At 69.3% G+C, this 25738-nt stretch carries 27 protein-coding genes and 1 pseudogene; 20 read left to right on the top strand and 8 right to left on the bottom strand.

The genetic code is table 11. From position 1 onward, the window contains the following. Nucleotides 1-5: 5 nt before the first annotated feature. The 10 genes and pseudogenes from HV783_RS11640 to HV783_RS11600 all read left to right on the top strand — a co-directional run bounded on the left by HV783_RS11640 (nt 6) and on the right by HV783_RS11600 (nt 7892). Nucleotides 6-437 (top strand): RidA family protein, encoded by a 432-nt coding sequence (locus HV783_RS11640; RefSeq protein ID WP_059273102.1) that lies wholly within the window; start codon nt 6-8, stop codon nt 435-437. An 84-nt stretch (nt 438-521) separates the two neighbouring features. Beyond that, the gene (locus HV783_RS11635; RefSeq protein WP_063569904.1) at nt 522-1487 is read left to right on the top strand and encodes a LysR substrate-binding domain-containing protein; all 966 of its coding nucleotides are present in this window, start codon (nt 522-524) and stop codon (nt 1485-1487) included. Between the two features lie 152 nt (nt 1488-1639). Further along, nucleotides 1640-2191, top strand: a complete 552-nt coding sequence (locus HV783_RS11630; protein WP_049076093.1) for a 3-hydroxyanthranilate 3,4-dioxygenase — start codon at nt 1640-1642, stop codon at nt 2189-2191. Between the two features lie 28 nt (nt 2192-2219). Continuing rightward, nucleotides 2220-3221, top strand: a complete 1002-nt coding sequence (locus HV783_RS11625; protein WP_175189169.1) for an amidohydrolase family protein — start codon at nt 2220-2222, stop codon at nt 3219-3221. Between the two features lie 50 nt (nt 3222-3271). Further along, nucleotides 3272-4447: an ABC transporter substrate-binding protein gene (locus tag HV783_RS11620; RefSeq protein WP_049076095.1), complete on the top strand. Its 1176-nt coding sequence runs from the start codon at nt 3272-3274 to the stop codon at nt 4445-4447. Between the two features lie 35 nt (nt 4448-4482). Next, complete coding sequence (locus tag HV783_RS11615) at nt 4483-5403, top strand: branched-chain amino acid ABC transporter permease (protein WP_175189168.1); 921 nt, start codon at nt 4483-4485, stop codon at nt 5401-5403. 19 nt (nt 5404-5422) lie between these two features. Continuing rightward, complete coding sequence (locus HV783_RS11610) at nt 5423-6409, top strand: branched-chain amino acid ABC transporter permease (RefSeq protein ID WP_175189167.1); 987 nt, start codon at nt 5423-5425, stop codon at nt 6407-6409. 62 nt (nt 6410-6471) lie between these two features. Next, nucleotides 6472-6918, top strand: a pseudogene (locus HV783_RS29700) (ABC transporter ATP-binding protein); the annotation flags it as partial. Nucleotides 6919-6924: 6 nt separating this feature from the next. Then, nucleotides 6925-7185, top strand: coding sequence for an ABC transporter ATP-binding protein C-terminal domain-containing protein (locus tag HV783_RS29695; protein ID WP_416172637.1), 261 nt, complete (start codon nt 6925-6927; stop codon nt 7183-7185). Beyond that, complete coding sequence (locus HV783_RS11600) at nt 7182-7892, top strand: ABC transporter ATP-binding protein (protein WP_054500718.1); 711 nt, start codon at nt 7182-7184, stop codon at nt 7890-7892. The genes HV783_RS29695 and HV783_RS11600 overlap by 4 nt, the downstream gene beginning before the upstream one ends. A gap of 25 nt (nt 7893-7917) precedes the next feature. On the opposite strand, the gene HV783_RS11595 is transcribed toward HV783_RS11600, so the two are convergent. After that, the gene (locus HV783_RS11595) at nt 7918-9546 is read right to left on the bottom strand and encodes a mannitol dehydrogenase family protein (RefSeq protein ID WP_175189166.1); all 1629 of its coding nucleotides are present in this window, start codon (nt 9544-9546) and stop codon (nt 7918-7920) included. Nucleotides 9547-9814: 268 nt separating this feature from the next. On the opposite strand from HV783_RS11595, the gene HV783_RS11590 reads away from it, so the two are divergent. The 3 genes from HV783_RS11590 to pyrF are packed head-to-tail and all read left to right on the top strand — an operon-like array spanning nt 9815 to nt 12413. Continuing rightward, nucleotides 9815-10213 carry a diacylglycerol kinase gene (locus HV783_RS11590; RefSeq protein ID WP_054415096.1) on the top strand — a complete coding sequence of 133 codons (399 nt, stop codon included), beginning with the start codon at nt 9815-9817 and terminating at the stop codon, nt 10211-10213. A 53-nt stretch (nt 10214-10266) separates the two neighbouring features. Next, nucleotides 10267-11586, top strand: coding sequence for an NAD(P)/FAD-dependent oxidoreductase (locus tag HV783_RS11585; protein ID WP_054415094.1), 1320 nt, complete (start codon nt 10267-10269; stop codon nt 11584-11586). Nucleotides 11587-11594: 8 nt separating this feature from the next. Beyond that, on the top strand, nt 11595-12413 hold the full coding sequence (gene pyrF, locus HV783_RS11580; RefSeq protein ID WP_054500716.1) for an orotidine-5'-phosphate decarboxylase: 819 nt from the start codon (nt 11595-11597) through the stop codon (nt 12411-12413). A gap of 69 nt (nt 12414-12482) precedes the next feature. On the opposite strand, the gene HV783_RS11575 is transcribed toward pyrF, so the two are convergent. The 6 genes from HV783_RS11575 to ribBA all read right to left on the bottom strand — a co-directional run bounded on the left by HV783_RS11575 (nt 12483) and on the right by ribBA (nt 17077). Beyond that, nucleotides 12483-13049 carry a CinA family protein gene (locus HV783_RS11575; RefSeq protein WP_054415090.1) on the bottom strand — a complete coding sequence of 189 codons (567 nt, stop codon included), beginning with the start codon at nt 13047-13049 and terminating at the stop codon, nt 12483-12485. After that, nucleotides 13046-13552: a phosphatidylglycerophosphatase A family protein gene (locus HV783_RS11570; protein ID WP_049076110.1), complete on the bottom strand. Its 507-nt coding sequence runs from the start codon at nt 13550-13552 to the stop codon at nt 13046-13048. The genes HV783_RS11575 and HV783_RS11570 overlap by 4 nt, the downstream gene beginning before the upstream one ends. A 145-nt stretch (nt 13553-13697) precedes the next feature. Further along, nucleotides 13698-14663 (bottom strand): thiamine-phosphate kinase, encoded by a 966-nt coding sequence (gene thiL / locus HV783_RS11565; protein WP_064525817.1) that lies wholly within the window; start codon nt 14661-14663, stop codon nt 13698-13700. A gap of 237 nt (nt 14664-14900) precedes the next feature. Next, complete coding sequence (gene nusB / locus HV783_RS11560) at nt 14901-15392, bottom strand: transcription antitermination factor NusB (protein ID WP_049076116.1); 492 nt, start codon at nt 15390-15392, stop codon at nt 14901-14903. Then, nucleotides 15361-15891 carry a 6,7-dimethyl-8-ribityllumazine synthase gene (gene ribH / locus HV783_RS11555; protein WP_006391339.1) on the bottom strand — a complete coding sequence of 177 codons (531 nt, stop codon included), beginning with the start codon at nt 15889-15891 and terminating at the stop codon, nt 15361-15363. Before ribH ends, nusB begins: the two co-directional genes overlap by 32 nt. 10 nt (nt 15892-15901) lie before the next feature. Continuing rightward, the gene (gene ribBA / locus HV783_RS11550) at nt 15902-17077 is read right to left on the bottom strand and encodes a bifunctional 3,4-dihydroxy-2-butanone-4-phosphate synthase/GTP cyclohydrolase II (protein ID WP_049076118.1); all 1176 of its coding nucleotides are present in this window, start codon (nt 17075-17077) and stop codon (nt 15902-15904) included. Between the two features lie 147 nt (nt 17078-17224). On the opposite strand from ribBA, the gene HV783_RS11545 reads away from it, so the two are divergent. From HV783_RS11545 to HV783_RS11515, 7 genes are all read left to right on the top strand, one after another. Continuing rightward, entirely contained in the window at nt 17225-18031 is an 807-nt protein-coding gene (locus HV783_RS11545) for an HAD-IIB family hydrolase (RefSeq protein ID WP_049076120.1), read from the top strand. Nucleotides 18032-18041: 10 nt separating this feature from the next. Beyond that, nucleotides 18042-18857: an IclR family transcriptional regulator gene (locus HV783_RS11540; RefSeq protein WP_175189165.1), complete on the top strand. Its 816-nt coding sequence runs from the start codon at nt 18042-18044 to the stop codon at nt 18855-18857. Nucleotides 18858-19070: 213 nt separating this feature from the next. Next, entirely contained in the window at nt 19071-20078 is a 1008-nt protein-coding gene (gene phnD, locus HV783_RS11535) for a phosphate/phosphite/phosphonate ABC transporter substrate-binding protein (protein ID WP_054500713.1), read from the top strand. 5 nt (nt 20079-20083) lie between these two features. Then, nucleotides 20084-20854, top strand: coding sequence for a phosphonate ABC transporter ATP-binding protein (phnC, locus tag HV783_RS11530; RefSeq protein ID WP_049076126.1), 771 nt, complete (start codon nt 20084-20086; stop codon nt 20852-20854). Beyond that, on the top strand, nt 20854-21753 hold the full coding sequence (gene phnE / locus HV783_RS11525; protein WP_026384726.1) for a phosphonate ABC transporter, permease protein PhnE: 900 nt from the start codon (nt 20854-20856) through the stop codon (nt 21751-21753). The genes phnC and phnE (HV783_RS11525) overlap by 1 nt, the downstream gene beginning before the upstream one ends. After that, on the top strand, nt 21750-22574 hold the full coding sequence (phnE, locus tag HV783_RS11520) for a phosphonate ABC transporter, permease protein PhnE (protein WP_054500712.1): 825 nt from the start codon (nt 21750-21752) through the stop codon (nt 22572-22574). The genes phnE (HV783_RS11525) and phnE (HV783_RS11520) overlap by 4 nt, the downstream gene beginning before the upstream one ends. A gap of 345 nt (nt 22575-22919) precedes the next feature. Beyond that, nucleotides 22920-24578 (top strand): CYTH and CHAD domain-containing protein, encoded by a 1659-nt coding sequence (locus HV783_RS11515; protein ID WP_054500711.1) that lies wholly within the window; start codon nt 22920-22922, stop codon nt 24576-24578. Nucleotides 24579-24711: 133 nt separating this feature from the next. On the opposite strand, the gene ftsY is transcribed toward HV783_RS11515, so the two are convergent. Continuing rightward, nucleotides 24712-25725 carry a signal recognition particle-docking protein FtsY gene (ftsY, locus tag HV783_RS11510; RefSeq protein ID WP_437341319.1) on the bottom strand — a complete coding sequence of 338 codons (1014 nt, stop codon included), beginning with the start codon at nt 25723-25725 and terminating at the stop codon, nt 24712-24714. Nucleotides 25726-25738: the final 13 nt, after the last annotated feature.

The following is a 25738-nucleotide window of genomic DNA, read 5'->3' as shown; positions in this document are numbered from 1 at the left end:
CCGCCATGACCTCATCTTCCACCCGCGCCACCGTCGTCGCCGGCAAGGCCACGCCGCGCGGCAAGTATCCCCACATCAAGCGCGCCGGCGACTTCCTGTTCGTCTCCGGCACCAGCTCGCGCCTGCCCGACAACCGCATCGCCGGCGCCGAGGTTGACGCCATGGGCACCACCACGCTCGACATCCGCGCGCAGACGCGCGCGGTGATCGAGAACATCCGCGACATCCTGGCCAGCGCCGGCGCGGGCCTGGCGGACGTGGTCGAGATCAGTACTTTCCTGGTCAACATGAACGACTTCGGTGGCTACAATCAGGTCTACGGCGAGTTCTTCGACGCCGATGGACCGGCGCGCACCACCGTGGCGGTGCATCAGTTGCCGCACCCGCAATTGCTGATTGAGATCAAGGCGGTGGCCTACAAGCCGCAGGCGCGCTGAGCGGCGCGCGCGGCCATGGCGCCTGACCGCCTTGCGGCTTCGCCTTCGGAACAGGATCGCCGCCCCGCCGGGACGGCCGCGCGCATGTCGAACTTCCGCATCACGCCCAACGCGCTCAGCCACAAACTCAAGCTGCACCAGTTGCAGATCTTCGAGCGCGTGCTGGCGCGCCGCTCGCTGTCGCGCGCCGCCAGCGACATGCACCTGACCCAGCCCACCGTCACCAAGGCCATCCACGACCTGGAAGCGTTCTTCGGCGCGACGCTGTTCGAGCGCTCCAACCGCGGCGTAACGCCGACCGAGCTGGCGCTGGTGCTGGGCCGCCGCGTGCACGCCATGATGGCCGAGATCCGCTACATGGCCGACGACATCGACGCGGTGCTGGGCGGCGCCAGCGGCCACGTGGTGGTGGGCACGCTGATCGCGGCCTCGGCCAAGCTGCTGCCCGAGGCCATCGCGCGGCTGATGACCGAGCACCCCGGCATCCAGGTCACGGTGCGCGAGGGGCCGTCGGCGCAGTTGCTGCCGGCGCTGGCCACCGGCGACGTCGACATCGTGGTGGGCCGCCTGCCGGGCGCCGACATGGCGTCGATCTCGGGCGTCGCCGTCGACCACCACAAGCTCTACCGCGAGGATCTGTGCCTGGTGGCCGGCGCGCGCCATCCGCTGGCGGGCGCGGCGCGCGTGACGCTGGCCGAGCTGGCCGACCACATCTGGATCCTGCCCGCGCCCACCTCGCCGCTGCGCGCCTCGATCGAGCGCAGCTTCTTCGACGCCGGCGTGCGGCTGCCCACGCGCCACGTCGAGTCGCTGTCGCTGCTGACCAATATCGGCATCCTGATGCACAGCGACGCGCTGGCGCTGATGCCCTACGACGCCGCGGCCCAGTTCCTGGCCATGGGCGTGCTGACGCGCCTGCCCACCGACGCCTTCGGCGCGTTTGGCGACGTCGGCTATTCGATCCGCGCCGACCGGCCGTTGACGCCGGCCTGCCTGCGGCTGGTCGAGTACCTGAAGCAGATCGCGGCGCAGCGCCCCGCCGGCGCCTGAGCGCCGGCCACCGCATCCGGGATATCCCGTTCAGGGAAACCCCGCGATAGATACCCCGCATATCCAACCGCGCAATTTCTATTGTGCCGCGGCCCCTTCCCCCGCCTAGACTTGCCTTCAGCGAAGTCCGCAAGCGCCTCCCGGAGACCGTCATGCCCGCCTATGGCCCGCCCCTGAATTTCCAGCGTTGGATCCAGGACCATGCCCACCTGCTGCAACCGCCGGTGGGCAACCAGCAGATCTGGCAGGACGCCGATTTCATCGTCACCGTGGTCGGCGGCCCCAACCTGCGCACCGACTACCACGACGATCCGCTGGAAGAGTTCTTCTACCAGGTACGCGGCAACGCCTGGCTGTCGCTGTGGATCGACGGCAAGCCCGAACGCGTCGACCTGAAGGAAGGCGACATCTTCCTGTTGCCGCCGCACGTGCGCCATTCGCCGCAGCGCCCCGAGACCGGCAGCGCCTGTCTGGTGATCGAGCGCCAGCGCCCACAGGGGCTGCTGGACGGCTTCGAATGGTATTGCCCGCATTGCGGCCACCTGGTGCACCGCGTCGAGGTGCAGCTCAAAAGCATCGTGACCGACCTGCCGCCGCTGTTCCAGGCCTTCTATTCCAGCGAGGAAAAGCGCACCTGCCCCGGCTGCGGCGCGCTCCACCCCGGCAAGGCGCAGGCCCCCGCCGCGCAGCCGTCGCCCGCCTGACGCCCCCAACCTGTCATCCGCCCTCTTTATGACCCTGAAAATCGATATGCACGCGCACTTCTTCCCGCCCATCACGCGGCAGGAAGCGGCGGCGCTGGACCCGGTGGCCGCGCCCTGGCTGCGGCGCGACGGCGACGGCTCGACCGGCCAGATCATGGCCGGCGACCGCCCCTTCCGCCCGGTCGACGCCACGTTGTGGGACCCGGCCCTGCGCATCGAACAGATGGACCGCCACGGCGTCGACCTGCAGATCCTGTGCGCCACGCCGGTGATGTTCGGCTACGCCTATCCCGCGCGGGCCGCGGCCGACTGGGCCGCGCGCATGAACGACCTGGCGCTGGAGCACTGCGCCTTCGCGCCCGGCCGCCTCAAGGCGCTGGCGCAGGTGCCGCTGCAGGATCTGGACCTGGCCTGCCGCGAGGCCTCGCGCGCCCGCGCCGCCGGCCACCTGGGCGTGCAGATCGGCAATCACGTCGGTCCGCGCGACCTGGACGACGACACGCTGGTGCGGTTCCTGGTGCATTGCGCCAATGACGACATCCCGGTGCTGGTGCACCCCTGGGACATGATGACCGACGGCCGCATGAAGCGCTGGATGCTGCCGTGGCTGGTCGCCATGCCGGCCGAAACGCAGTTGGGCATCCTGTCGCTGATCCTGTCCGGCGCGTTCGAGCGCATCCCCCGCAGCCTGAAATTGTGCTTCGCCCACGGCGGCGGCAGCTTCGCCTTCCTGCTGGGACGCGTGGACAACGCCTGGCGCCACCGCGACATCGTGCGCCAGGACTGTCCGCAGCCGCCCTCGTCGTACACCGACCGCTTCTACGTCGACAGCGCCGTGTTCGATCCGCGCTCGCTGCGGCTGTTGATCGACGTGATGGGCGAGGACCGCGTGCTGCTCGGTTCCGACTATCCGTATCCGCTGGGCGAGCAGGAGGTCGGCCGGCTGGTGTCGAATTCCGACCTGCTGCCCGCGGTGCAGCACAAGATCCTGTCGGCCAACACGCAGACGTTCTTCGGGCTGGACCGCTGAGCCGCCCGCCAACCATGACCGTGAGACACGGCAACGCAAGGGGATTCACCATGAAACGCATCCATCTGCTGGCCGCCGCCGCGGCCGTCGCCCTGGCGCCCGGCGCCGCCGCCTGGGCCGATGTGAAGATCGGCCTGTTGACCACCCTGACCGGGCCCGGCTCGGTGCTGGGACAGGACCAGCTCGACGGCTTCATGCTGGCCGTGGAACAGGGCGGCGGCAAGCTCGGCGGCGTGCCGGTGCAGGTCATCAAGGAAGACGACCAGTTCAAGCCCGAGGTCGGCGTGCAGGCCGCGCGCAAGCTGGTGCAGAGCGACAAGGTGCCGATCATCACCGGCGTGGTGTATTCGAACGTGATGCTGGCCGTGGCGCGGCCGGTGACGGGCGCCGGCGTGTTCCTGGTGGGCTCGAACGCCGGCCCCACCAACCTGGCCGGCAAGGACTGTTCGCCGTTCTTCTTCTCGACCTCGTGGAACAACACCCAGCGCCACGAAGGCAGCGGCGAGATGGCCAACCAGATGGGCTTCAGGAAGGTCTACCTGCTGGCGCCCAACTATCAGGCCGGCAAGGACGCCATGGCCGGCTTCAAGCGCTTCTTCAAGGGCGAGGTGGTCAACGAGGTCTTCACCCAGGTGAACCAGCCCGACTACTCGGTCGAGCTGGCGGCGCTGGCCGACGCCAGGCCCGATGCCGCCTATGTGTTCTTTCCCGGCGGCATGGGCGTGAACTTCATCAAGCAGTACCGCCAGGCCGGCCTGTTCGACAAGATCCCGCTGCTGTCGGTCGACACCATCGACGGCGCCACCCTGCCCGCGCTGCAGAAAGACGCGCTCGGCGCGGTCACTAACGTGCCGTACTCGCCCGACCTGGACAACGCCGCCAACAAGGCCTTCGCCGCCGCCTTCCGCCAGAAGTACGGCCGCGAGCCGTCCAGCTACGCGGCCCAGTCGTGGGACGCGGCGCAACTCATCGGCTCGGCGCTCAAGCGCACCGGCGGCAAGACCGACGACAAGGAAGCCCTGCGCAAGGCATTGGAGGCGGCCGATTTCCAGTCGGTCCGCGGCGAATTCCGCTACCAGCCGAACCACTTCCCGGCGGCCGGCTTCTTCCGCGCCGACGTGGCGGCGGGCGCGGACGGCAAGGTCGGCTTCGTCAACAAGGGCCCGATCTTCGCCGACCTGTCCAAGGTCTCGGACCAGTACGCCGCCCAGTGCGCCATGAAATGACGCCGGCCTGCCGGGCAATAACGAGGTAAGGCGCCATGTCCGCGACATTGCTGCTGGTGCAGGCCCTGAACGGCCTGCAACTGGGTATCCTGCTTTTCCTGCTGGCCGCCGGCCTGACGCTGGTGTTCGGCATCATGAACTTCATCAACCTGGCGCACGGCTCGCTGTACATGATGGGCGCCTTCATCGCGGCCACCGTGTTCCGCCACAGCGGCTCGTTCCTGCTGGCCGCGGCCGCCGTGGTGGCGGGCATGGCGCTGCTGGGCCTCTTGCTGGACCGCATCGCGCTGGCGCGGCTGTATCCGCGCGAGCACCTGGACCAGGTGCTCGCCACCTTCGGTTTCATCCTGTTCTTCAACGAGCTGACCCGCATCATCTGGGGCCCTGCGCCCATCAGCATGGGCCTGCCGTCGTGGCTGTCGGGCACCATCGACCTGCTGGGCGTCACCTACCCGCTATACCGCTTTCTCATCATCGTGGCGGGGCTGGCGGTGGCGGCGGGCTGCTACGCGCTGATCCACCGCACGCGGCTGGGCATGCTGATCCGCGCCGGCTCCACCGACCGCATGATGGTGGGCGTGCTGGGCGTGAACATCGCGCGCCTGAACACACTGCTGTTCGTGCTGGGCGCGGTGCTGGCCGGCGTGGCCGGGCTGATGGCCGGGCCGATCCTGTCGGCGCAGACCGGCATGGGCGAACCGATCCTGATCCTGACGCTGGTGGTGATCGTCATCGGCGGCATCGGCTCGGTGCGCGGCGCCTTCCTGGCGGCGCTGATGGTGGGACTGGTCGACACGCTCGGCCGGGCGCTGCTGCCCGCCTTGCTGCGCGCCGCGCTGCCGCCGGCCGCCGCCAACGCGGCCGGCCCGGCGATCGCCTCGATGCTGATCTACATCGTCATGGCGCTGGTGCTGGCGCTGCGGCCGCAGGGCCTGTTTCCCGTGCGGCATGGATAGCGCCCAAGGAGGCCCCGACATGCTTCGACTCTCTCCCCGCGCGCTCGCCGCCGGCGCGCTGTTGCTGCTCCTGGCGCTGGTGCCGCTGTACGCGCAATGGCAGGGCGAACCGTTCCTGCTGGCGCTGTTCGGCCGCGTGCTGGTGTACGGCATCGCCGCGCTGGCGCTGAACCTGCTGCTGGGCTACGGCGGCATGGTCAGCTTCGGCCACGCGTTGTACCTGGGCCTGGGCGCCTACGCGGTCGGCGTGCTGAACCACTACGGCATCGAGAACGGCTGGCTGCACCTGCTGGCCGCGCTGGGCGCCTGCGCCGTGGTCGGCCTGGTCAGCGGCTACGTGGTGATGCGCACGTCCGGCATCGCCTTCATCATGATCACGCTGGCGTTCGCGCAGATGTTCTATTTCCTGGCCACGGGGCTGGAGGGCTTCGGCGGCGATGACGGCATGTCGCTGTTCGCCGGCAGCGACTTCGGCCTGTTCCGGCTCGATACGCCGCTGGCGCTGTACTACGCCGCGTTCGGCGTGCTGCTGCTGGCGCTGGCCGCGCTGCGCCGGCTGGTGCACGCGCCGTTCGGCATGGTGCTGCGCGGCTGCCAGGCCAACGAGCGGCGCATGCGCGCGCTGGGCTTCGCGACGCTGCGCTATCGCCTGGCGGCCTATGTGCTGTCGGCCATGGTGTGCGGCGTGGCCGGCGTGCTGCTGGCCAACCTGACGCTGTATGTGTCGCCCTCGTACCTGGCCTGGACCACCTCCGGCGAGCTGATCGTGATGGTGGCGCTGGGCGGACTGGGCACGGTGGTCGGCCCGGTTGCCGGGGCGCTGGCCTTCCTGTTGCTGGAGGAAGGACTGAAGCTGCTGACCGACCATTGGATGCTGGTGATGGGCCTGCTGATCGTGGGCGTGGTGCTGGTGTCGCGCCGCGGCCTGTATGGCGGTCTGTCGGACAAGCCGTTGCGCCTGCGCGCCGCGCGCGCCCTGCCCCACCCCACCGGAGAACCGCGATGAGCGCGCTGCGCGTCGAACACCTGGTCAAGCGCTACGGCGGCCTGACCGTCACCGACGACCTGTCGCTGGACATCCGGCCGGGCGAACTGCATGCGGTGATCGGCCCCAACGGCGCCGGCAAGACCACGCTGATCGGCCAGTTGAGCGGCGAGCTGCGGCCCGACGGCGGCCGCGTGCTGCTCGACGGCGAGGACGTGACGCGCCTGCCGGTCGAACGGCGCGTGCGCCGCGGGCTGGCGCGCTCGTACCAGATCACCTCGGTGTTCAAGCCGTTCACCGCGCTGGAGAACGTGGCCATGGCGGTGCAGGCGCGGCGCGGCCACGGCTTCCGCTTCTGGCGGCCGCTGCTGGCCACGCCGGCGCTGCGCGAGCCGGCGCGGGAGGCGCTGGCGCTGGCCGGCCTGGACGCGCGCGCCGACACCCCCGCCGCCGCGCTGGCGCATGGCGAGCTGCGGCAACTGGAGCTGGCCATGGTGCTGGCCTGCCAGCCGACCCTGCTGCTGCTGGACGAACCCATGGCCGGCATGAGCCAGCATGAATCCGAGGCCATGACGCGGCTGCTGCAACGCCTGCGCGGGCAATACACCATTCTGCTGGTGGAGCACGACATGCAGGCGGTGTTCGCGCTGTCCGACCGCATCACGGTGCTGGTGTATGGCCGCGCCCTGGCCTGCGGCGACGCCGACCAGATCCGCAACGATCCGCAGGTGCGCGAGTGCTATCTGGGCAGCGAACGCGGCCACGCCGGCCGCCGTGCGCAGGGAGCGCCGGCATGAGCGCGCTGCTGTCGCTGCGCGGCGTGACCGCGCACTACGGCGCCAGCCAGGCGCTGTTCGGCATCGACCTGGATATCGGCCCGGGCGAGTTCGTGACGCTGCTGGGCCGCAACGGCATGGGCAAGTCGACCACGGTCAAGGCCATCATGGGCCTGAACCGCGCCAGCCGCGGCGCCGTCACGTTCGACGGCCGCGACATCGTCGCCCTGCCGGCCTATAAGGTGGCGCAGTGCGGCATCGGCCTGGTGCCCGAGGGCCGGCACGTGTTCCCCAACCTGTCGGTGCGCGAGAACCTGGTGGCCACCGCGCACAACCGCCAGGGGTTGGCGCAGCCCTGGACGCTGGAACGCGTCTACGCGCTGTTCCCGCGCCTGGCCGAACGCGCGCGCCACCTGGGCAGTCACCTGTCGGGCGGCGAGCAGCAGATGCTGGCCATCGGCCGCGCGCTGCTGACCAATCCGCGCCTGCTGATCCTGGACGAAGCCACGGAAGGCCTCGCGCCGGTGGTGCGCGAGGAAATCTGGCAGGCGCTGGAAAGCCTCAAGCGCACCGGGCTGGCGGTGCTGTGCATCGACAAGAACCTGGAACCGCTGCTGGCCACCGCCGACCGCCACGCCATCATCGAAAAGGGCCGGGTAGCCTGGAGCGGCACCTCGCGGGCCTTCATCGACGACGAAGCGCGCCTGCTGCACTACCTGGGCGTGTAGGGACAGCGTCGTGGCCGGCGCGGGCTCACATACCCAGGCCGGCCGCTTCCCGTGAAGGCGGCGCGGCCGCGGCGGCCGTCGCTTCAGCCGCCTCGGCCACGCCCACGCTGTCGGCCGGAACAATAGGCTCGGGTTCGCGCGCCACGGCTTGCAGCGCATGCAGGACGCCATGTTCGCGCAGGGCCTCCAACTGCGCCGCCAGCGCCGCGACGAACACCGGCTTCTCGCCCAGGTCGCCGAACACCGGTCGATAGCCGGCCAGCACCAGGGCGCGGCGATAGGCCGCCTGCTTGGGCGCCGCCGCCCGCGCCGCCACATCGGCACGCGCCAACAGTCTGGCCAGGGGCGCGGCCAGCGGATCGTCGATCGGATAGCGCGCGCCGCTTTCGTCTTCGCCCCGCAGATAGTGCAGCCAAGCCGCGACCGCCAGCGCCAGGCGGCGAATATCGTCGCCGCGACGCAGGCGGTCGCGGATGGCGGCCAGCAGGCGCGGCGGCAGTTTGTGCGAACTGTCCATCGCCACCTGCCACGTCGGATGCGGCAGCGCCGCGTTGTCGACGCGCGCCAGGAAGCGCTGGCGGTAGCCTTCCAGGCCGGCATCCGGAATGCCCTTGAGCGTGGGCGCGATCTCGTGGCGCATCAGGTCGTCCACGAAGCCGCGCAACGCCGGCACCGCCGCCGCCTCATGCATGGTGGCGGCGCCCAGCAACGTCCCCAGGCAGGCCAGCGCCGAATGCGGGCCGTTGACCATGCGCAGCTTCAGCCGCTCATAGGGCGCGGCATTGGCCACGAAGGTCACGCCCGCGGCTTCCCAGTCGGGGCGGCCGGCCGCGAACTTGTCTTCGATCACCCAGTTCAGGTAGGGCTCGGCCACCACCGGCCAGGCGTCTTCCACCCCCAGGCGCTGCGTGATGCGCGCGCGGTCTTCGTCGCGGGTGGCCGGCACGGTGCGGTCGACCATGGAATTGGGAAAGGTGCAATGCGCGTCGATCCAGCCGGTCAGCGCCACGTCCAGCCGCAGCGCAAAGGCCAGCACCAGACTGCGCAGCGTGTCGCCATTGGCCTGCAGATTGTCGCAGGACAGCAGCGTCAAGGGCGGCAGGCCGCGCTCGCGGCGCAGCGCCAGGCCATGCACCAGCATGCCGATGGCGCTGCGCGGGCGCACCGGGTTCTCCAGATCGTGCAGGATGTCCGGGTCATCCCAGCGCAGGTGGCCGGTGGCCGGTTCGTGGCAGTAGCCTTTCTCGGTGATGGTCAGGCTGACGATGCGCGTCTGCGGATAGGCGATGCGCTCGAGCACCGCTTGCGGATCCTCCTGGGCCACCATTACGCGCAGCACCGACCCGACCACGCGCAGGGATTCCCGCGCGCCGCCTGCCTCGTCGCCGTCTCGCAGCGCCAGGGTGTACAGGCCATCCTGGGGCGTCAGCGCATCGCGCACGGCCGGACTGCGCAGCGACACCCCCAGGATGCCCCAGGTCAGATCCTGGCTGGCGGCCATGGCCAGGTCGGTGGCCAACGCCTGGTGCGCGCGATGAAAGGCGCCCAGCCCCAGATGCACAATACCCGGCGTCAATCGGCCGCGGTCATAGGCGGGTTTCTCCACGTCTGCGGGCAGGCGCGACAAGGACTCCGTATTCAAGCGTTCGAGCATGGATTGCTGTGTCTCAGGGCACCTTGATGCATCCGCCCCAAGACGGGCGCAGAGGCGCGTTGGTAGGGAATTGCACACGGCGGGCGTGGTCAGAAGCCAACGCCGCGATGCCGCGCGCCGCCAGGGTATCGCATGGCCGCGGCGAAGGCAAAAAGTAACGTAGTATTACCAGCAAAACCTGGCGGATGCTTGACCCGCCTCATGTCGCATCACGCCGGCAATCCATATCTGTTAAAAAGCCGCCACACCCGGCCTTATTACGCTTCCCATGTCGACCAACCCGCACCACTCGCCCTACAAAAGCACCGGCGGCCTGCGCCGCATCCTGAATGCGCTGCGCTACTCGCTGCAGGGCCTGCAGGCCGCCATCAAGTACGAGGCCGCCTTCCGCCAGGAACTGGCGCTGGCCGTGCTGCTGATCCCGGCCGCGTTCTTCCTGGGGCGCACCACGGTCGAGGTGTTCTTCCTGATCGGCACCGTGGTGCTGGTGCTGGCGGTGGAGCTGCTGAATTCGGCGATCGAGGCGCTGGCCGACGCGCTGTCGGTCGACACCCATCCGCTGCTGGGCCGGGCCAAGGACCTGGGCAGCGCCGCCGTCATGCTGCTGCTGCTGTTCACCGTCGCCGTCTGGGTGGGCGTGGCAGTCAGCCGCTTCGTGATGCACTGATTCACGGCGCCGGGCTTGCCCGCCAAGGGGTCCGGGCCTCTATACTGGGAACCATGATGCCCAACTCGACGCCAGCCCCTTCGGAACGCATCGTCATCGTCGGCGGGGGTGCCGGCGGCCTCGAACTGGCCGCCAAGCTCGGCCGCCTCCACGGCCGCCAGCACATCACCCTGGTCGACAGCCGGCCGTTCCACATCTGGAAGCCGTCGCTGCACGAAGCGGCGGCGGGCACATTGGATATCCACCAGGAAGGCCTGTCCTACCTGATGCTGGCGCACCTGAACGGGTTTTCCTTCGCCCAGGGCCAGTTGGTCGGCGTCGACCGCGAGCGCCGCCTGGTCACGGTCGATGCCGTGGCCGACAGCCAGGGCCAGGAAGTGCTGCCGCGCCGCGAACTGGCCTACGACACGCTGGTGCTGGCGCTGGGCAGCACCTCCAACTTCTTCAATACCCCGGGAGCGGCCGAGCACGCCGTCACGCTGGACACCACCGAGAACGCCGAGCAATTCCGCCTGACCATGCTCAAGGCCATGGCGCTGGTCGACCAGGCCAAGGTGCGCGATCCGTCGGCTCGGCTGGACCTGGTGATCGTCGGCGGCGGCGCCACCGGCGTCGAGCTGGCGGTGGAACTGGTCGAGGCCAGCCACGTGGTCAGCGCCTACGGCCTGCCGAATTTCCGCGCCGAGCGCGATCTGGCGATCACCCTGGTCGAGGGCGCGCCGCGCATCCTGTCCGCGCTCCCCGAAAAGATATCCATCGCCGCCACCGCGCGCCTGACCGAGCTCGGCATCCGCGTCGAAACCGACTGCCGCGTCTCGGAGGTCGCCGCCGATTCGGTCAAGACCGCCGACGGCCGCGAATTCCCCGCGCGCCTGTGCATGTGGGCGGCCGGCATCAAGGGCCCGGCCCTGCTGGCCGAGCTGGACCTGCCGCTGAACAGACTGGGCCAGCTCGAGGTCAACGAACGGCTCGAAACCGCCGACCCGCACATCCTGGCGCTGGGCGACTGCTGCGCCGCGCCCTGGCGCGATGGCCGCACCGTGCCGGCGCGCGCCCAGGCCGCGCACCAGCAGGCCGATTACCTGTGCAAGAAGCTCACCGCGCGCCTGCGCCGCGCGGCCGAGCCCACCGCTCCCTATGTCTACGAAGACCACGGCTCGCTGGTCTCGCTGGGCCAGGACGCCGGCGTGGGCAGCCTGATGGGCAAGCTGGCCGGACGCGGACTGTTCGTAAGCGGTACACTGGCGCGCCTGATGTACATGAGCCTGCACCTGATGCACCACAAAGCGGTGCTGGGCATCTCACGCACCGCCTCCCTGGCCCTGGCCCGCCTGCTCATGCGGCGCACGCGCCCCCGGGTCAAACTGCACTGAACTCCCCCATGAATTTCCTCCAAAGACTCGAACACGCCTGGACCACCAGCAACTCGCTCCTGCAAGTCGGGCTCGACCCCGACCCGCAACGCTTTCCGCGCGAACTGCAGGGCAAGCCGGACGCGATCTTCCAGTTCTGCCGCGACATCGTCGACGCCACCGCGCCCTACGCCTGCAGCTTCAAGCCGCAGATCGCCTACTTCGCCGCGCACCGCGCCGAAGACCAGCTCGAAGCGCTGTGCCAGCACATCCGCGACAAGCACCCCGACCTGCCCATCGTGCTGGACGCCAAGCGCGGCGACATCGGCTCCACCGCCGAAAACTACGCCCGCGAAGCCTACGAGCGCTACCAGGCGCACGCGCTGACGGTCAGCCCGTACATGGGCCTGGACTCGGTCGAGCCCTACCTGGCCTGGCGCGACCGCGGCGTGATCGTGCTGTGCCGCACATCCAACCCCGGCGGGTCGGACCTGCAGTTCCTCAAGATGGATAACGGCGAGCCCCTGTACCTGCACGTGGCGGGGCTGGTGGCCGACAAATGGAATGCCAACGGCCAGTGCGGCCTGGTGGTGGGCGCGACCTTCCCGAACGAGCTGGCCGCGGTGCGCCAGCGCATCGGCGACGCGGTGCCGCTGCTGGTGCCGGGCATCGGCGCCCAGGGCGGCGACATCACCGCCACCGTCAACGCCGGCGCCAACGCCGCGCGCAGCGGCATGATGATCAACTCGTCGCGCGCCATCATCTACGCCAGCGGCGGCGATGACTGGCGCCAGGCCGCCGGCGACGCCGCGCGCGGCCTGCGCGACGCGATCAACGCGGTGCGCTGAGCGCCGCCCGCGGGGGCCAGGCGGTTCCCGCGGTATCCCTGGACCGCGCCATTGCGCGGGCGGTCTTCCTCAACGCCGGTTGACCGGCGCCCCCAGCAGTTCCAGCACGCCGCGCAGCGCGAATTCGACCGCCTGCTGGCGCACCTGCGCGCGGTCGCCGCTGAACACGTGGGTGACGGCGCGGCTGCTGATGCCGTCGCCGACCCGCTGCGCGAAGCCGAAGCACACCATGCCCACCGGCTTGCCCGGCGTGGCGCCGCCCGGACCGGCGATGCCGGTGGTGGACACCGCCACCTGCGCCGCCGGCGAGGCCAGCAGCACGCCGTTGGCCATCTCCAGCGCCACCGGCTCGCTGACCGCGCCGAAGTGATGCAAGGCGTCCGGCGACACATCCAGTTCGCTGACCTTGGCATCGTTGCTGTAGGTGACGAAGCCGCGGTCGAACCACTCGCTGGACCCGGCCACCGCCGTGACGGCGCCCGCCAGCAGCCCGCCGGTGCAGGATTCGGCGGTGCCCAGCACCAATCCCAGGCGCCGCAACGTATCGCCCAGCCGCTCGGCCAGCCCGTATACGGTGGCCTGCGCCAGTTGTTCAGCCGACAGATTGGACGGCGGGTTTTCGTGTTGCTGGTTCATCCCAAGACTCCTGTGCGCACGGCCAGCGCCATGATCAGCAAGGCGTATCCGGCCGCGACGATATCGTCCCACATTACCCCGAAACCGCCCTTCAGGCGGGCATCGAAGAACTTGATGGGCGGCGGCTTGACGATGTCGAACGTGCGGAACAGCACGAACGCCAGCGCCTGCGACAACCAGCCGGCCGGCGTCAGCCACAGCACCAGCCAGAACGCCACCATCTCGTCCCACACCATTCCGACATGATCGGGCTGCTGGAGTTCGCGGCCGACGCGGTCGCAGGCCCAGCAGCCGTACAGGAAGGCCAGCGCCAGGAAGATGCCGATGGCCAGGTCCGACGCGGCCGGCGCGGCGGCGACCCAGATGAGCCAGGCCAGCAGCGTGCCCCAGGTGCCGGAGGCGGGGCGGATCAGGCCGCTGCCGAAGCCGAAAGCGATCAGGCGGCCCGGATCGCGGCACACCCAGGACAGCGCGGGATAGACCGCGCGCGAGCGTTCGCGCATCGACGGGGAATGGGGGGAAGAGGACGACATGGATAAGGGCCCAAGAGTGGCGGGGATAAGGGCGATGGGAAGGATGGCGTTCAGTAAACAACCGTGGCAGCGATTGTGACAGGGTTTGCCTGCGTCCGGCGCAAGGCCGGCGCTCTCAGACCGAGGGAAAGTGATCGAAGCCGGCGGGCAATCGTGTCAACGGCTGTCCGGCGGCGTCCCGCAGCACCAATCCCGGCTCGGCCACGATATTGCCCACTTGCGTCACGCGGACGCCGGCCGCCTGCGCGGCCGCCCGCACGGCGTCGCGCCGGGCGGGCGGCGCGGTGAAGCAGAGTTGGTACACGTCGCCGCCGCCCAGCACCGCTTGGCGCACGACGTCAGCGGACATGCCGGCCAGCGCGGCGGCCACGGGCATGCGGTCTTCATGCAGCAACGCCCCCACCCGGCTGGCCGCCAGGATGTGGCCGAGGTCCTGCAGCAAGCCGTCGGAAATATCGATGGCGGCGTGCGCGATGCCGCGCAACGCCACGCCCAGCGCCACTTGCGGCTCGGGCCATTCCAGCGCGCCGCGGGTCGCGGCCAGCCGCGCCGCGTCGGCCGGATACTGCCCGTCGAGCAGGCGGTAGGCCACGTCGGCCGCGCCCAGTTCGCCGGACACCCAGATATCGTCATCCACCCGGGCGCCGTCGCGGCGCAGCGCGGCGCCCGCCGGCACGGCGCCGAACACGGTCACGCTGATGGCCAGGTCATGGACGCTGCGGGTGGTGTCGCCGCCGATCAACGGGCAGCCATGGACCTGCGCCAGCGCATGAAACCCCTCGGCAAACGCCGCCAGCCACGCCTCGTCCAGCCGCGGCAGCGCCAGCCCCAGCACGCAACCAATGGGCCGCGCGCCCATGGCGGCCAGGTCCGACAGGTTCACCGCCAGGGCCTTGTGCCCCAGCGCCTTCGGATCGACATCGGGAAAGAAATGCCGGCCTTCCAGCAGCAGATCCGTGCTGGTGGCCACCTGTTCGCCGGCCGGCACCGGAAACAACGCGCAGTCATCCCCCACGCCCAACAGCCCCGCCGGCGCGGCGCGCGTGAAATAGCGCGCGATCAGATCGAATTCGGACGCCACGACAACTCCGCAGTCCGGCGCTACGGCCGGTATTGACTCCCAGGCAGGAGCGACGCTCCAAGGAAAGGTTCGCTCCAAAGAGAGGCCCGCACCAAAGGAGCGGAAAGGTAACTCCGAAAGAAAGGAGACCGATCCAAAAAAATGCGCCTCCCCAGACCCGGGCCGCGCGGATCCGGCTCCGCCGGTCCGCAGCGGCGCCCCCCTGGGGGGGAAGCGCGCAGCGCTTCGGGGGGGTATCTACTTCTTCATTTCATGCGAGCGCACGTCCGCCGCCAGCTTGTCGAGCACGCCGTTGACGAACTTGAAGCCGTCGGTGCCGCCGAACGACTTGGCCAGTTCCACGGCTTCGTTGATGGCGACCTTGTACGGCACTTCGACATGATGGATCAGTTCGAAGCTGCCGATCAGCAGGATGCCATGCTCGACCGGCGACAGCTCGGCCAGCGGACGGTCGACGTAGGGCGTGAAACGCTCGCGCAGCGCGGGCGCTTCGCGCAGGACGCCATGCAGCAAGGTCTTGAACCACTGCGCGTCGGCCTCGGAGAAGTCCTCGGTGTCGCGCAGATGGGCGTCGATCTCGCCGGCGTCCTGCGTGCCTTCGCCGCCGCGCAGCAGCCACGCGTACACGCCCTGCAGCGCGAATTCGCGCGCACGGCGGCGCGCGCTGCGGGCGTTGGCGCGGGCTTGCGCCGCGCTATCAGCGCTGGTCGTCGTCTTCTTCGTCGTCAAAATCTTCGTCCTCGTCTTCGTCGTCTTCGTCTTCTTCCTCGGGCTCCAGGGCCGCCACCAGGTTGGCCATTTCGACGGCCACCTGGGCGCAGTCGCGGCCCTTGCCGGCGGCGCGGGCTTGCGCCTGCTCGTCGGTGTCCACGGTCAGCACGCCGTTGGCGACCGGGATGCCGGTCTCGAGGGAGATGCGGGTGATAGCAGTGGCCATTTCATTGCTGACCACTTCAAAGTGATAGGTCTCGCCGCGGATGACCGCGCCCAGCGCGATCAGGGCGTCGAACTCGAACGTCTCGGCCATGTGCGACAGGGCCACGCCCAGTTCCAGGGCGCCCGGCACGGTGGCGACCATCACGTCGCGCTCGTCCACGCCGAGTTCGGCCAGTTCCTTCAGGCACGCTTCGAGTTCGGCCTGGCCGATCTCTTCGTTGAAGCGGGCGCGTACGATGCCGATGTGCAGCCCTTCGCCGTTCAGGTCGGGGGTGAGGATGTAAGGGTTCATGTGTCGGCCTTCAGTGTGTTGCGGGAGTGTTCGGAGGGTCGCAATCGTAACCCGTAATGGTGAGCGAGAAGCCCGCCATGCTGGGCATCTTGCGCGGCCGGGCCAGCAGCTTCATCTGGCCCACGTTCAGGTCGCGCAGGATCTGGGCGCCGATGCCATAGGTGCGCAGGCCGAATCGGTCGGCGTTGGCGGGGTTGGCATTGGCCTTGGGGTCGCTCCAGCCTGCGATCTGCGCGAACAGGTGTTCGGTGGACGACTGGCAGTTCATCAGCACCAGCACGCCGGCCGGCGCCTGCGAAATGGCCTGCAGGGCCTGCGCCACGCCCCAGCTATGCGGGCTGGCGCCGGTATCCAGCACGTCCAGCACCGAGGCCGGCTCGTGCACGCGCACCAGGGTCTCGACGTCTGGCGCCACGGTACCATGCACCAGCGCCAGGTGGGCCGAGCCGGTGGCGGCGTCCTCGTAGGCCACGGCCTCGAAGGTGCCCCAGGCGGTCTGCATGCTGCGCTTGCCGACGCGCTTGACGATGGATTCGTGCTCGCTGCGGTATTGGATCAGGTCGGCGATGGTGCCGATCTTCAGGCCGTGCTCGCGGGCGAACTGCACCAGGTCGGGCAGGCGCGCCATGGTGCCGTCCGGCTTGAGGATCTCGCAGATCACCGCGGCCGGGGTCAGGCCGGCCATGGCGGTCAGGTCACAGCCGGCCTCGGTGTGGCCGGCGCGCACCAGCACGCCGCCGGGCACGGCGCGCACCGGGAAGATGTGGCCGGGCTGGACCAAGTCGGACGGCTTGGCGTCGCGCGCCACCGCCACCTGGATGGTGCGGGCGCGGTCGGCGGCCGAAATGCCGGTCTCGACGCCTTCGGCGGCCTCGATCGACTGGGTGAAATTGGTGCCATATCGCGTGCCGTTGCGGGCCGCCATCAGCGGCAGATCCAACTGGCGGCAGCGTTCTTCGGTCAGGGTCAGGCACACCAGGCCGCGGCCGTGGGTCACCATGAAGTTGATGGCCTCTGGCGTGACGAATTCGGCGGCCATGACGAGGTCGCCTTCATTTTCGCGGTCTTCCTCGTCAACCAGGATGACGATGCGGCCGGCGCGCAGCTCGGCGATGATCTCGGCGACCGAGGCAATATCGAAGGATTCCGGCTCGGAGCCGGGCAACGGGGACAACTGGACGGACATGGCGGGCACGCAAACCAGGCGGGAAAGCCCGGATTTTACCGCCCCCGGCGCCATATCCCCTACCGGCCCGCCCCGCCCCCGCCCAAACAGGGCCATCCGGTTAAACTTTCGGCCGGAGAACACCCCATAAAACCAAGGAAAAACGCCATGCAAGCCCTTGCGGCCATGCCTTTGACCGTCGCGGCGGGGATCCGCGTCGTGCTCACCGACATCGACGACACCCTGACCACCGAAGGCCGGCTGCCCGCCGACGCCTACGCCGCCCTGGAACGCCTGGAACAGGCCGGCATCCAGGTGGTGCCGATCACCGGCCGCCCGGCCGGCTGGTGCGACCACATCGCCCGTATGTGGCCGGTGCGCGCAGTGGTCGGCGAGAACGGCGCGTTCTACTACGCCTACGACCGCCAGGCGCGCCGCATGGTTACGCACTACTGGACCGACGCGGCCTCGCGCCAGGCCAGCCGCAAAAAGCTCGACGCGATCCGCGACCGGGTGCTGGCCGAGGTGCCCGGCGCCGCCGTGGCCAGCGACCAGGACTACCGCGTGGCCGACCTGGCCATCGACTTCTGCGAGGACGTGCCGCCCCTGCCCGAGGCCGATATCGGCCGCATCGTGCGCATCTTCGAAGACGCCGGCGCCCAGGCCAAGGTCAGCTCGATCCACGTCAACGGCTGGTTCGGCGACTACGACAAGCTGACCATGACGCGCACCCTGTTCCAGCGCGAATTCGGCATCGACGTGGCCAGCGCGCTCGACAGCACGCTGTTCATCGGCGACTCGCCCAACGACGAGCCCATGTTCGCCTACTTCCCGGTCTCGGTCGGCGTGGCCAACATCCAGTCGCAACTGCACCGCCTGACGCACCGCCCCGCCTACGTGGCCGCGTTCCATGGCGGCGCCGGCTTCACCGAGATGGCCGACCGGCTGCTGGCCGCCCGCGCCGTCACCGCCTGAGGCACCCACCGTGGCCACCACCAAACCCGCCGCCCCCGCCGCCAATGACGGCCGCCGCAGCATCCAGTCCATCGAAGTGGGCGTGCCGCTGCTGGCCGCCCTGGTCGACGCCGCCAAGCCGCTGACCCTGCGCGATCTGGCCGCCGGCGCCGGCATGACCTCGGCCAAGGCCCACCCCTACCTGGTGAGCTTCATCCGGGTCGGCCTGGTGCAGCAGGACAGCATCACCGGCCAGTACGAGCTGGGGCCGTTCGCGCTGCAGATGGGCCTGGTCAGCCTGCAGCGGCTGGATCCGGTGCGCATCGCCATGCCCGAGATCGCCAAACTGCAATCCGAGATCGGCCACACGCTGGGCATCGCGGTGCTGGGCTCGCACGGCCCCACCATGATCCACATGACCGAGGCCAGCTATCCGGTGCACGTGAACATGCGCAAGGGCACCGTGATGTCGATGCTGCACACCGCCACTGGCCTGGTGTTCGCGGCCTGGCTGCCGCCCAAGGTCAGCGAGCACTACATCGCCCGCGAGGAAGGCGATACGGCGGTGATCTCCAGCGTGTCGCCGCCGCGCAAGGTCAGCCGCGCCAACATCGAGGCGCAACTGGCGGACATCCGCGTGCACGGTATGGCGCGCGCCCTGGGCAACCCGCTGCCGGGCGTCGACGCCCTGTCGGTGCCCGTGTTCGACAACACCAGCAACATCGTGCTGGCGCTGACCAGCCTGGGCCCCACCGGCCTGTTCGACGTGTCCTGGGACGGCGCCATCGCCCGTCCGTTGCTGGCCTGCGCGCACGAGATCTCGCGCAAGCTGGGCTACCGCGCCTGACCTTCCCTCCTCCCGCCTGACCCGCAAGCCGCGCGACGGATCCGCCGATCCACTCGCGCGGCCGTCGCGCCGTTCGCGCATAAACGAACCCAAAGCGAACAAAACGAACAAAACCCGAAAAGAAACACAGGGACTTTCCCGAGTGTGCCCCTGGCGCTTGTATGTTTGAATTCAGTTACCAGTCATATTCAGACCTATAAGAGGAGACATACGATGCGCGCATTGCGTCACCTGCAAGCGGCCTCGCTGGCCGCGCTCGTGTTCGGAACGTTCGGAGCGTCCGCCGCCCACGCCGCCGACGCCTGCCCCAACCGGGGCGACCTGGACCAGAACTACTGCGACGCCAACAAGGACCTGGTGGCCGACACGCCCACCGATCCGGCCAAGCTCAAGACGCCGTCGACGCTGGTGTTCACCTACACCCCGGTGGAAGACCCCGCGGTGTATGAAGACATCTTCAAGCCGTTCACCAAGCACCTGTCCGAATGCACCGGCAAGCGCGTGGTGTTCTACCAGGTGCAGAGCAACGCCGCCGAAATCGAGGCCATGCGCTCGGGCCGCCTGCACGTGGGCGGCTTCTCCACCGGCCCCACCGCCTTCGCCGTGAACATCGCCGGCGCGGTGCCGTTCGCCGTCAAGGGCTACGCCGATGGCTTCCAGGGCTACAACCTGATCGTCATCGTCAAGAAAGACAGCCCGTACCAGAAGCTCACCGACCTCAAGGGCAAGAAGCTGGCGCACACCGCGCCGTCGTCGAACTCCGGCCACATGGCGCCCGTGGCGCTGTTCCCCAAGGAAGGCCTGACGCCCGACAAGGACTACAAGGTGGTGTTCTCGGGCAAGCACGACCAGTCCGTCATGGGCGTGAACTCGGGCGACTACGACGCCGCCGCCGTGGCCTCGGACGTGTTCAAGCGCATGATCGAGCGCGGCCAGGTCAAGGAAGCCGATTTCCGCGTCATCTACAAGAGCGAGAAATTCCCCACCTCGTCGTTCGCCTACGCGCACGACCTGGAGCCGAAGTTCCGCGACCAGATGCTCAAGTGCTTCTACGACTACCGCTTCCCGGCCGAGATGTCCAAGGCCTTCGACGGCGCCGACCGCTTCTACCCGGTGACCTACCAGAAGGACTGGGCCATCGTGCGCCAGGTCGCCGAATCCGGCGGCGAAAGCTTCAACCGCGCCGCCTACGACCGCGAATCCGCCAAGAGCAAGAAGTAATCAGCATGACGACGTCGCTACGCATTTCCGGCCTGGTCAAGGAATACCGGGCCGGCCGGCCGGTACTGAACGGCATCGACCTGCAGATCGCGGGACGCGGCCTGACCGCCATCATCGGCCCCTCGGGCACCGGCAAGAGCACGCTCCTGCGCTGCATCAACCGGCTGATCGAGCCCACCCGCGGCGAGATCGTGCTGGAGTCCGGCGATGGCGCGGTCGACCTGGCCCGGGTGCGTGGCGCGTCGCTGCGGCGCGCGCGCCGGCGCATCGGCATGGTGTTCCAGGAATACAACCTGGTCGAACGCCTGACCGTGATGGAAAACCTGCTGACCGGACGGCTGGGCTACACCGGCGCCTTCAAGGCCTGGACCCGCCGCTTCGAGGCCGAGGACATCGAGCACGCCTACCAACTGCTCGATACCGTGGGCCTGGCGGGCTTTGCCGACCAGCGCGCCGACGCGCTGTCGGGCGGCCAGCGCCAGCGCGTGGGCATCGCCCGCGCCCTGATGCAGCGCCCGCAGTTGCTGCTGGCCGATGAGCCGACCTCGTCGCTCGACCCCAAGACCTCGGTCGAGATCATGGAGCTGCTGGCGGCGCAGGGCGACGCCAGCGGCATCCCCGTGATCGTCAACATCCATGACGTCGAACTGGCGCGGCGCTACGCCGGCCGCATCGTCGGCATGTCCGGCGGACACGTGGTCTACGACGGCAACGGCCAAGGCCTGGACGCCGCCATGCTCAAGACCATCTACGGAGGCGAGTCTTGGCTGGCGTAATGACTCCGCGTTCGTCCCACCCGCGTCCCTTCGCGCTGTCCGGCCGCGCCAAGGCCGGCGTGCTGCTGCTGGTGCTGTACACCGTGTATGCGGCCGCGCAACTGGACTTCAGTTGGGCCCGCTTCGAAAGCGGCATGGGCCACGCCTCGACCTTCCTGGCGCGCATGTTCCCGCCCAATTTCGAGAAGCCCGCCACGCTGTGGAAGGGCATCGCCGAGAGCCTGGAGATCGCCGTGCTGGCCTCGGTGCTGGGCATCCTGTTCGCGCTGCCCGTGGGCCTGCTGGGCGCGCGCAACCTGATGCCGGCGTGGGTCTCGTGGCCCGCCCGCTCGATCGTGGCGCTGTGCCGCGCGCTGCATCCGGTGATCGTCGCCATCCTGTTCGTCAAGGCCGTGGGCTTTGGCGCGCTGGCCGGCATCCTGGCGCTGACGGTGGCCTCGATCGGCTTCATCGGCAAGCTGTTCACCGAGGCCATCGAGGAAATCTCGCTCAAGCAGGTCGAAGCGGTGCGCGCCACCGGCGCCTCGTTCGCCAACGTGCTCGCCTTTGGCGTGCTGCCGCAGGTGTTCGCGCGCTTCATCGGCTTTGCCACCTACCAGTTCGACTCGAACCTGCGCAACTCGACCATGGTCGGCATCGTCGGCGCCGGCGGCGTGGGCGGCACGCTGTTCTCGGCCTTCCAGCGCTTCGACTACGACTTCGTCAGCGCCATCCTGCTGACGCTCATCGCCATCATCATGCTGGGCGAGATCCTGGCGGGCTTCGTGCGCGCCGTGTTCCTGGACAACCTGGGCTTCGACCGTATCCTGCAGGGCCGCTTCGCCGGCGCGCGCGGCATCGGTTCGAGCGCATCGAAGGCGGCCTACCAGGCCGCGCGCAAGGCGGAGGCGGATCAATGAACACGCACGCCCCCACCCTGCCCGCCGCCAACGCGCCGCGCGTCTGGCACCGCTACAGCCTGGGCCAGCGGCTGCTGCGCTTCGCCCTCTACCTGCTGCTGGTGGCCGCCATCGTGCAGGCCATCCGCGGCGTCGAGATCATCCCGGAGTTCCTGTACGACGCGCCGGAACAGATGGCCGACCTGTTCCAGCGCATGTGGCCGGTGGACTGGGCCCACTATCGCGGCGGCGTGCACGACGCGCTGATCGAGACCCTGCACATCGCCACGCTCGGCACCATCCTGTCCGTCATCATGGCGGTGCCGGTGGGCCTGCTGGCGGCCAACAACCTCACGCCCAGCAAGACCATCAACATGCTCGCGCGCCTGATCCTGGTGTCGAGCCGCTCGGTCAACTCGCTGGTCTGGGCGCTGCTGTTCATCGCCATCTTCGGCCCCGGCGCGCTGGCCGGCACGCTGGCCATCGCGTTCCGTTCCATCGGCTTCGTCGGCAAGCTGGTGGGCGAAGCCATCGAGGAAGCGCAGCGCGGCCCGATCGAGGCCGTCACCGCCACCGGCGCCAGCAAGGCCTCGGTGATCTGGTACGCCTACTGGCCGCAGATCCGCCCAGCGTTCTGGTCGATCGTGCTGCTGCGCTGGGACATCAACGTGCGCGAATCGGCGGTGCTTGGCCTGGTCGGCGCCGGCGGCATCGGCATGGCGCTGGACACCGCCCTCAATCTGTTCCAGTGGGACCGGGTGGCGCTGGTGCTGGCAGCCATCTTCGTGGTGGTGGTGCTGGCCGAGATCCTCATCACCCAGGCGCGCAAACGCATCCTCTGACGCGCCCGCAACCGACGTTCCTTTGCGCCGCCCGGCAACGGGCGGTTTTTTTTGGCCGCCTCGCGCGGGGCTGCATGCCACCCCGCGCACCCGGACCGCCGAGGCACGCCCCATCCCGGATTTACAATCTGACACCCCCCCACGGCCCGTCTCTGCCTGTCCGGGTCATTGAGCGGACGCAATCGAAGCGGAAAATATCCCGCGCCCCACGCGGGAACGATTGTTGATGCACCGCAACCCCGTCTATGCTCCATGCGAGCGTTTGTGAAATAAATATGACCGGTCATCAAACCGCCCCTCCCGTTTGATTAAGATCTCGGCTTTTGCCGTTGGACACCCGCCGCCATGTCGGAACAGGAACTGAAACTGCACGTGCCCACGGCTTCGCGCCAGGCCGTGCTGCGAGAGATCAAGCAACGCGAGGCGACGCGCATCCGCCTGCATGCGATGTATTTCGACACGCCCGAGCGTGAACTGGCCCGCGCGCGCATCGCCATCCGCCTGCGCCAGGAAGGCCGCGACTGGGTGCAGACGCTGAAGATGCCCGGCATCAACGCCATCACCCGCATCGAACTGAACCACCCGCGCCCGGGCCCCGTGCTCGACCTGTCGGTCTACGCCGGCACCGAGGTCGAGGCCGCGCTGGCCGCCATCAAGGGCGAACTCGGCCTGCGCTATGAAACCGACGTGCAGCGCATGCTGCGCAAGGTGCGCACGCGCTACGGCACCGTCGAACTGGCCTACGACACCGGCATCCTGCGCGCCGGCGCGCTGGAACTGCCGATCTCCGAACTTGAATTCGAACTGGTCTCGGGCCGCCCCGCCGCCATCTTCGCGGTCGCGCGCGGCTGGCAGCAGCGCCACAACCTGGTGCTGGACCCGCGCAGCAAGTCCGAGCGCGGCGACGCGCTGGCGCAATTGGCGCAGCGCCTGGCCGACGTCGACGCCGTCCCGGGCGACGACCTCGACAGCCGCCGCGCCCAGGCCATCGCGCTGTTCTGGGCGCCGCGCGGCGCCGCGTCCGTCAAGCTGCGCGAGGACATGACGGCGGCGCAGGCCATGGGCCGCATCGCCGCCGAATGCCTCGACCAGATCGCCCGCAACGCGGCCGTGCTGGCCGAAGTCGACACCGAAGGCGTGTACCGGGCCGGCAATTCCGAGCACGTGCACCAGTTGCGCGTCGGCATCCGCCGCCTGCGCTCGGCCTGGAAGCTGTTCGACGGCTGGATCGGGCCGATCCCCGACGCCATCATGCAGGGCGTGCGCGCCCACTTCGCCGCCTTCGGCGCCAACCGCGACCAGGACGTGCTGAACGAAACCGTGGCGCCCGCGCTGATGCGCGCCGGCATGCCGGTCATCCCGATGGAGGCCGCGCCGCCCGAACAGGACGCGCGCGCCATCGCCGGCGGCAAGGCCTTCCAGGCCTGGCTGCTGGAACTGCTGGAATGGAGCCTGGACGTGCCGCCCGCGCAGCCCACCAGCGATGGCCTGCCCGTCGCCAACGGCATGCCCAGCGACGCGGCGCCCGAACCCGCCATCCGCCTGGAAGGCGGCATCGCCGGTCCCAGCGTCAAGCCCACCATCATCCCCATGCTGGCGCCCGAGCCCGATCCGCAGCAACTGCACAAGCAGTTGGCGCGGCGCCTGCATCGCTGGCACAGCAAGGTGGCCGACCAGGGCACCCAGTTCGCCACGCTCGACATCCCCACGCGCCACGAACTGCGCAAGCGCGGTAAGCGCCTGCGCTACAGCCTGGCCTTCGCCGAATCGCTGCTGCCCCCGAGCAAGCTGCGCGGCTACCGCAAGCTGCTGTCGCGGGTGCAGGACATCCTGGGCGAGATCAACGACCTGGCCGTGGCCAAGGACTACTACGAGTCGTGTACGGCCACGCATCCGCAGGCCTGGTTCGCGCTGGGCTGGATCAGCGCGCGCCTGGAAGAGCTGGCGGTGGATGCCCAACAGGCATTCGACGACCTGGCCGGCAGCAAGCCGTTCTGGAAATAAGGCGGCGCGATCCTTCGCGGATTGCGTTTCCGCCCGCCGCAAACACCGCGCCCCAAGCCTGCGATGCAGCAGACGTGGGGCGCGGTGTTTTCAGCGCCGGGCGCGAGGCCCGTGCCGGTATCAGCGGGACGGATCAGTCGGCCAGCAAGGCGCCGGCGAATTCGTCGGCCACGAACGGCTGCAGGTCTTCCAGGCTTTCGCCCACGCCGATCCAGTACACCGGGATCGGCCGCACGCCCTGGCTGCCCGCCGCCACCGCCGCCAGCGTGCCGCCCTTGGCGGTGCCGTCCAGCTTGGTCACGACCAGGCCCGTCAGGTTGATGGCCGCATCGAACGCGCGGATCTGCGCCAATGCGTTCTGGCCGGTATTGCCGTCCACCACCAGCAGCACCTCGTGCGGCGCGGCTGGATCGGCCTTGGCGATGACGCGGCGGATCTTCTTCAGTTCTTCCATCAGGTGCAACTGGGTCGGCAGGCGGCCGGCCGTGTCCACCATCACCACGCCCATGCCGCGCGCGCGGCCGGCGTTGACCGAGTCGAACGCCACCGCCGCCGGGTCGCCGCCATCCTGCGAGATCACGGTGACGTTGTTGCGGCTGCCCCATTCGATCAGTTGCTCGCGCGCGGCGGCGCGGAACGTGTCGCCCGCGGCCAGCAGCACGCTGGCGCCCTGGCGCTGGAAGGTGTGCGCCAGTTTGCCGATGGACGTGGTCTTGCCGGCGCCGTTGACGCCCGCGATCATCACCACCAGCGGCTGCGCGCGCTTCAGGTCAAAGGCGCGCTCCAGCGGACGCAGGTGATCGGCCAGCAACTGGCGCAGCGCGGCCTTGACCTTGGCGGGGTCCTCGATGCGCTCTTTCTTGACCCGCGCGCGCAGCGCGGTCAGCAGCTTCTCGGTGGCTTCCAGGCCGGCATCGGCCATAATGAGCGCCGATTCGAGTTCCTCGAACAGGTTCTCGTCGACCTTGACGCCGACGAAGATGCCGCCAATGCTCTGGCCGGTGCGCGACAGCCCCTGCTTGAGCCGCGACAGCCAGGACGCCTTCTTGGGCGCGGCTTCCGGTTCGGGCGCGGCGGGCGCCGGCGCGATGGCGGCGGGGGCAGCGGCGACCGGCGCCGGAGGCGTGACGGCGGGCGGCGATGCCACCACCGGCGCGGGT

Origin of the sequence: Achromobacter dolens (genome assembly GCF_902859745.1) — a bacterium.
GTDB classification, from domain to species: domain Bacteria; phylum Pseudomonadota; class Gammaproteobacteria; order Burkholderiales; family Burkholderiaceae_B; genus Achromobacter; species Achromobacter dolens.
This window is presented reverse-complemented; position numbering and strand designations above follow the sequence as displayed.

Bases quoted from the DNA above. Each gene is read 5' to 3' on its own strand.
- HV783_RS11640 (WP_059273102.1), top strand. From the start codon at position 6: ATGACCTCATCTTCCACCCGCGCCACCGTCGTCGCCGGCAAGGCCACG.
- HV783_RS11635 (WP_063569904.1), top strand. From the start codon at position 522: ATGTCGAACTTCCGCATCACGCCCAACGCGCTCAGCCACAAACTCAAG.
- HV783_RS11630 (WP_049076093.1), top strand. From the start codon at position 1,640: ATGCCCGCCTATGGCCCGCCCCTGAATTTCCAGCGTTGGATCCAGGAC.
- HV783_RS11625 (WP_175189169.1), top strand. From the start codon at position 2,220: ATGACCCTGAAAATCGATATGCACGCGCACTTCTTCCCGCCCATCACG.
- HV783_RS11620 (WP_049076095.1), top strand. From the start codon at position 3,272: ATGAAACGCATCCATCTGCTGGCCGCCGCCGCGGCCGTCGCCCTGGCG.
- HV783_RS11615 (WP_175189168.1), top strand. From the start codon at position 4,483: ATGTCCGCGACATTGCTGCTGGTGCAGGCCCTGAACGGCCTGCAACTG.
- HV783_RS11610 (WP_175189167.1), top strand. From the start codon at position 5,423: ATGCTTCGACTCTCTCCCCGCGCGCTCGCCGCCGGCGCGCTGTTGCTG.
- HV783_RS29695 (WP_416172637.1), top strand. From the start codon at position 6,925: ATGGCCGGCATGAGCCAGCATGAATCCGAGGCCATGACGCGGCTGCTG.
- HV783_RS11600 (WP_054500718.1), top strand. From the start codon at position 7,182: ATGAGCGCGCTGCTGTCGCTGCGCGGCGTGACCGCGCACTACGGCGCC.
- HV783_RS11595 (WP_175189166.1), bottom strand. From the start codon at position 9,546: ATGCTCGAACGCTTGAATACGGAGTCCTTGTCGCGCCTGCCCGCAGAC.
- HV783_RS11590 (WP_054415096.1), top strand. From the start codon at position 9,815: ATGTCGACCAACCCGCACCACTCGCCCTACAAAAGCACCGGCGGCCTG.
- HV783_RS11585 (WP_054415094.1), top strand. From the start codon at position 10,267: ATGATGCCCAACTCGACGCCAGCCCCTTCGGAACGCATCGTCATCGTC.
- pyrF (WP_054500716.1), top strand. From the start codon at position 11,595: ATGAATTTCCTCCAAAGACTCGAACACGCCTGGACCACCAGCAACTCG.
- HV783_RS11575 (WP_054415090.1), bottom strand. From the start codon at position 13,049: ATGAACCAGCAACACGAAAACCCGCCGTCCAATCTGTCGGCTGAACAA.
- HV783_RS11570 (WP_049076110.1), bottom strand. From the start codon at position 13,552: ATGCGCGAACGCTCGCGCGCGGTCTATCCCGCGCTGTCCTGGGTGTGC.
- ribH (WP_006391339.1), bottom strand. From the start codon at position 15,891: ATGAACCCTTACATCCTCACCCCCGACCTGAACGGCGAAGGGCTGCAC.
- ribBA (WP_049076118.1), bottom strand. From the start codon at position 17,077: ATGTCCGTCCAGTTGTCCCCGTTGCCCGGCTCCGAGCCGGAATCCTTC.
- HV783_RS11545 (WP_049076120.1), top strand. From the start codon at position 17,225: ATGCAAGCCCTTGCGGCCATGCCTTTGACCGTCGCGGCGGGGATCCGC.
- phnD (WP_054500713.1), top strand. From the start codon at position 19,071: ATGCGCGCATTGCGTCACCTGCAAGCGGCCTCGCTGGCCGCGCTCGTG.
- phnC (WP_049076126.1), top strand. From the start codon at position 20,084: ATGACGACGTCGCTACGCATTTCCGGCCTGGTCAAGGAATACCGGGCC.
- phnE (WP_026384726.1), top strand. From the start codon at position 20,854: ATGACTCCGCGTTCGTCCCACCCGCGTCCCTTCGCGCTGTCCGGCCGC.
- phnE (WP_054500712.1), top strand. From the start codon at position 21,750: ATGAACACGCACGCCCCCACCCTGCCCGCCGCCAACGCGCCGCGCGTC.
- HV783_RS11515 (WP_054500711.1), top strand. From the start codon at position 22,920: ATGTCGGAACAGGAACTGAAACTGCACGTGCCCACGGCTTCGCGCCAG.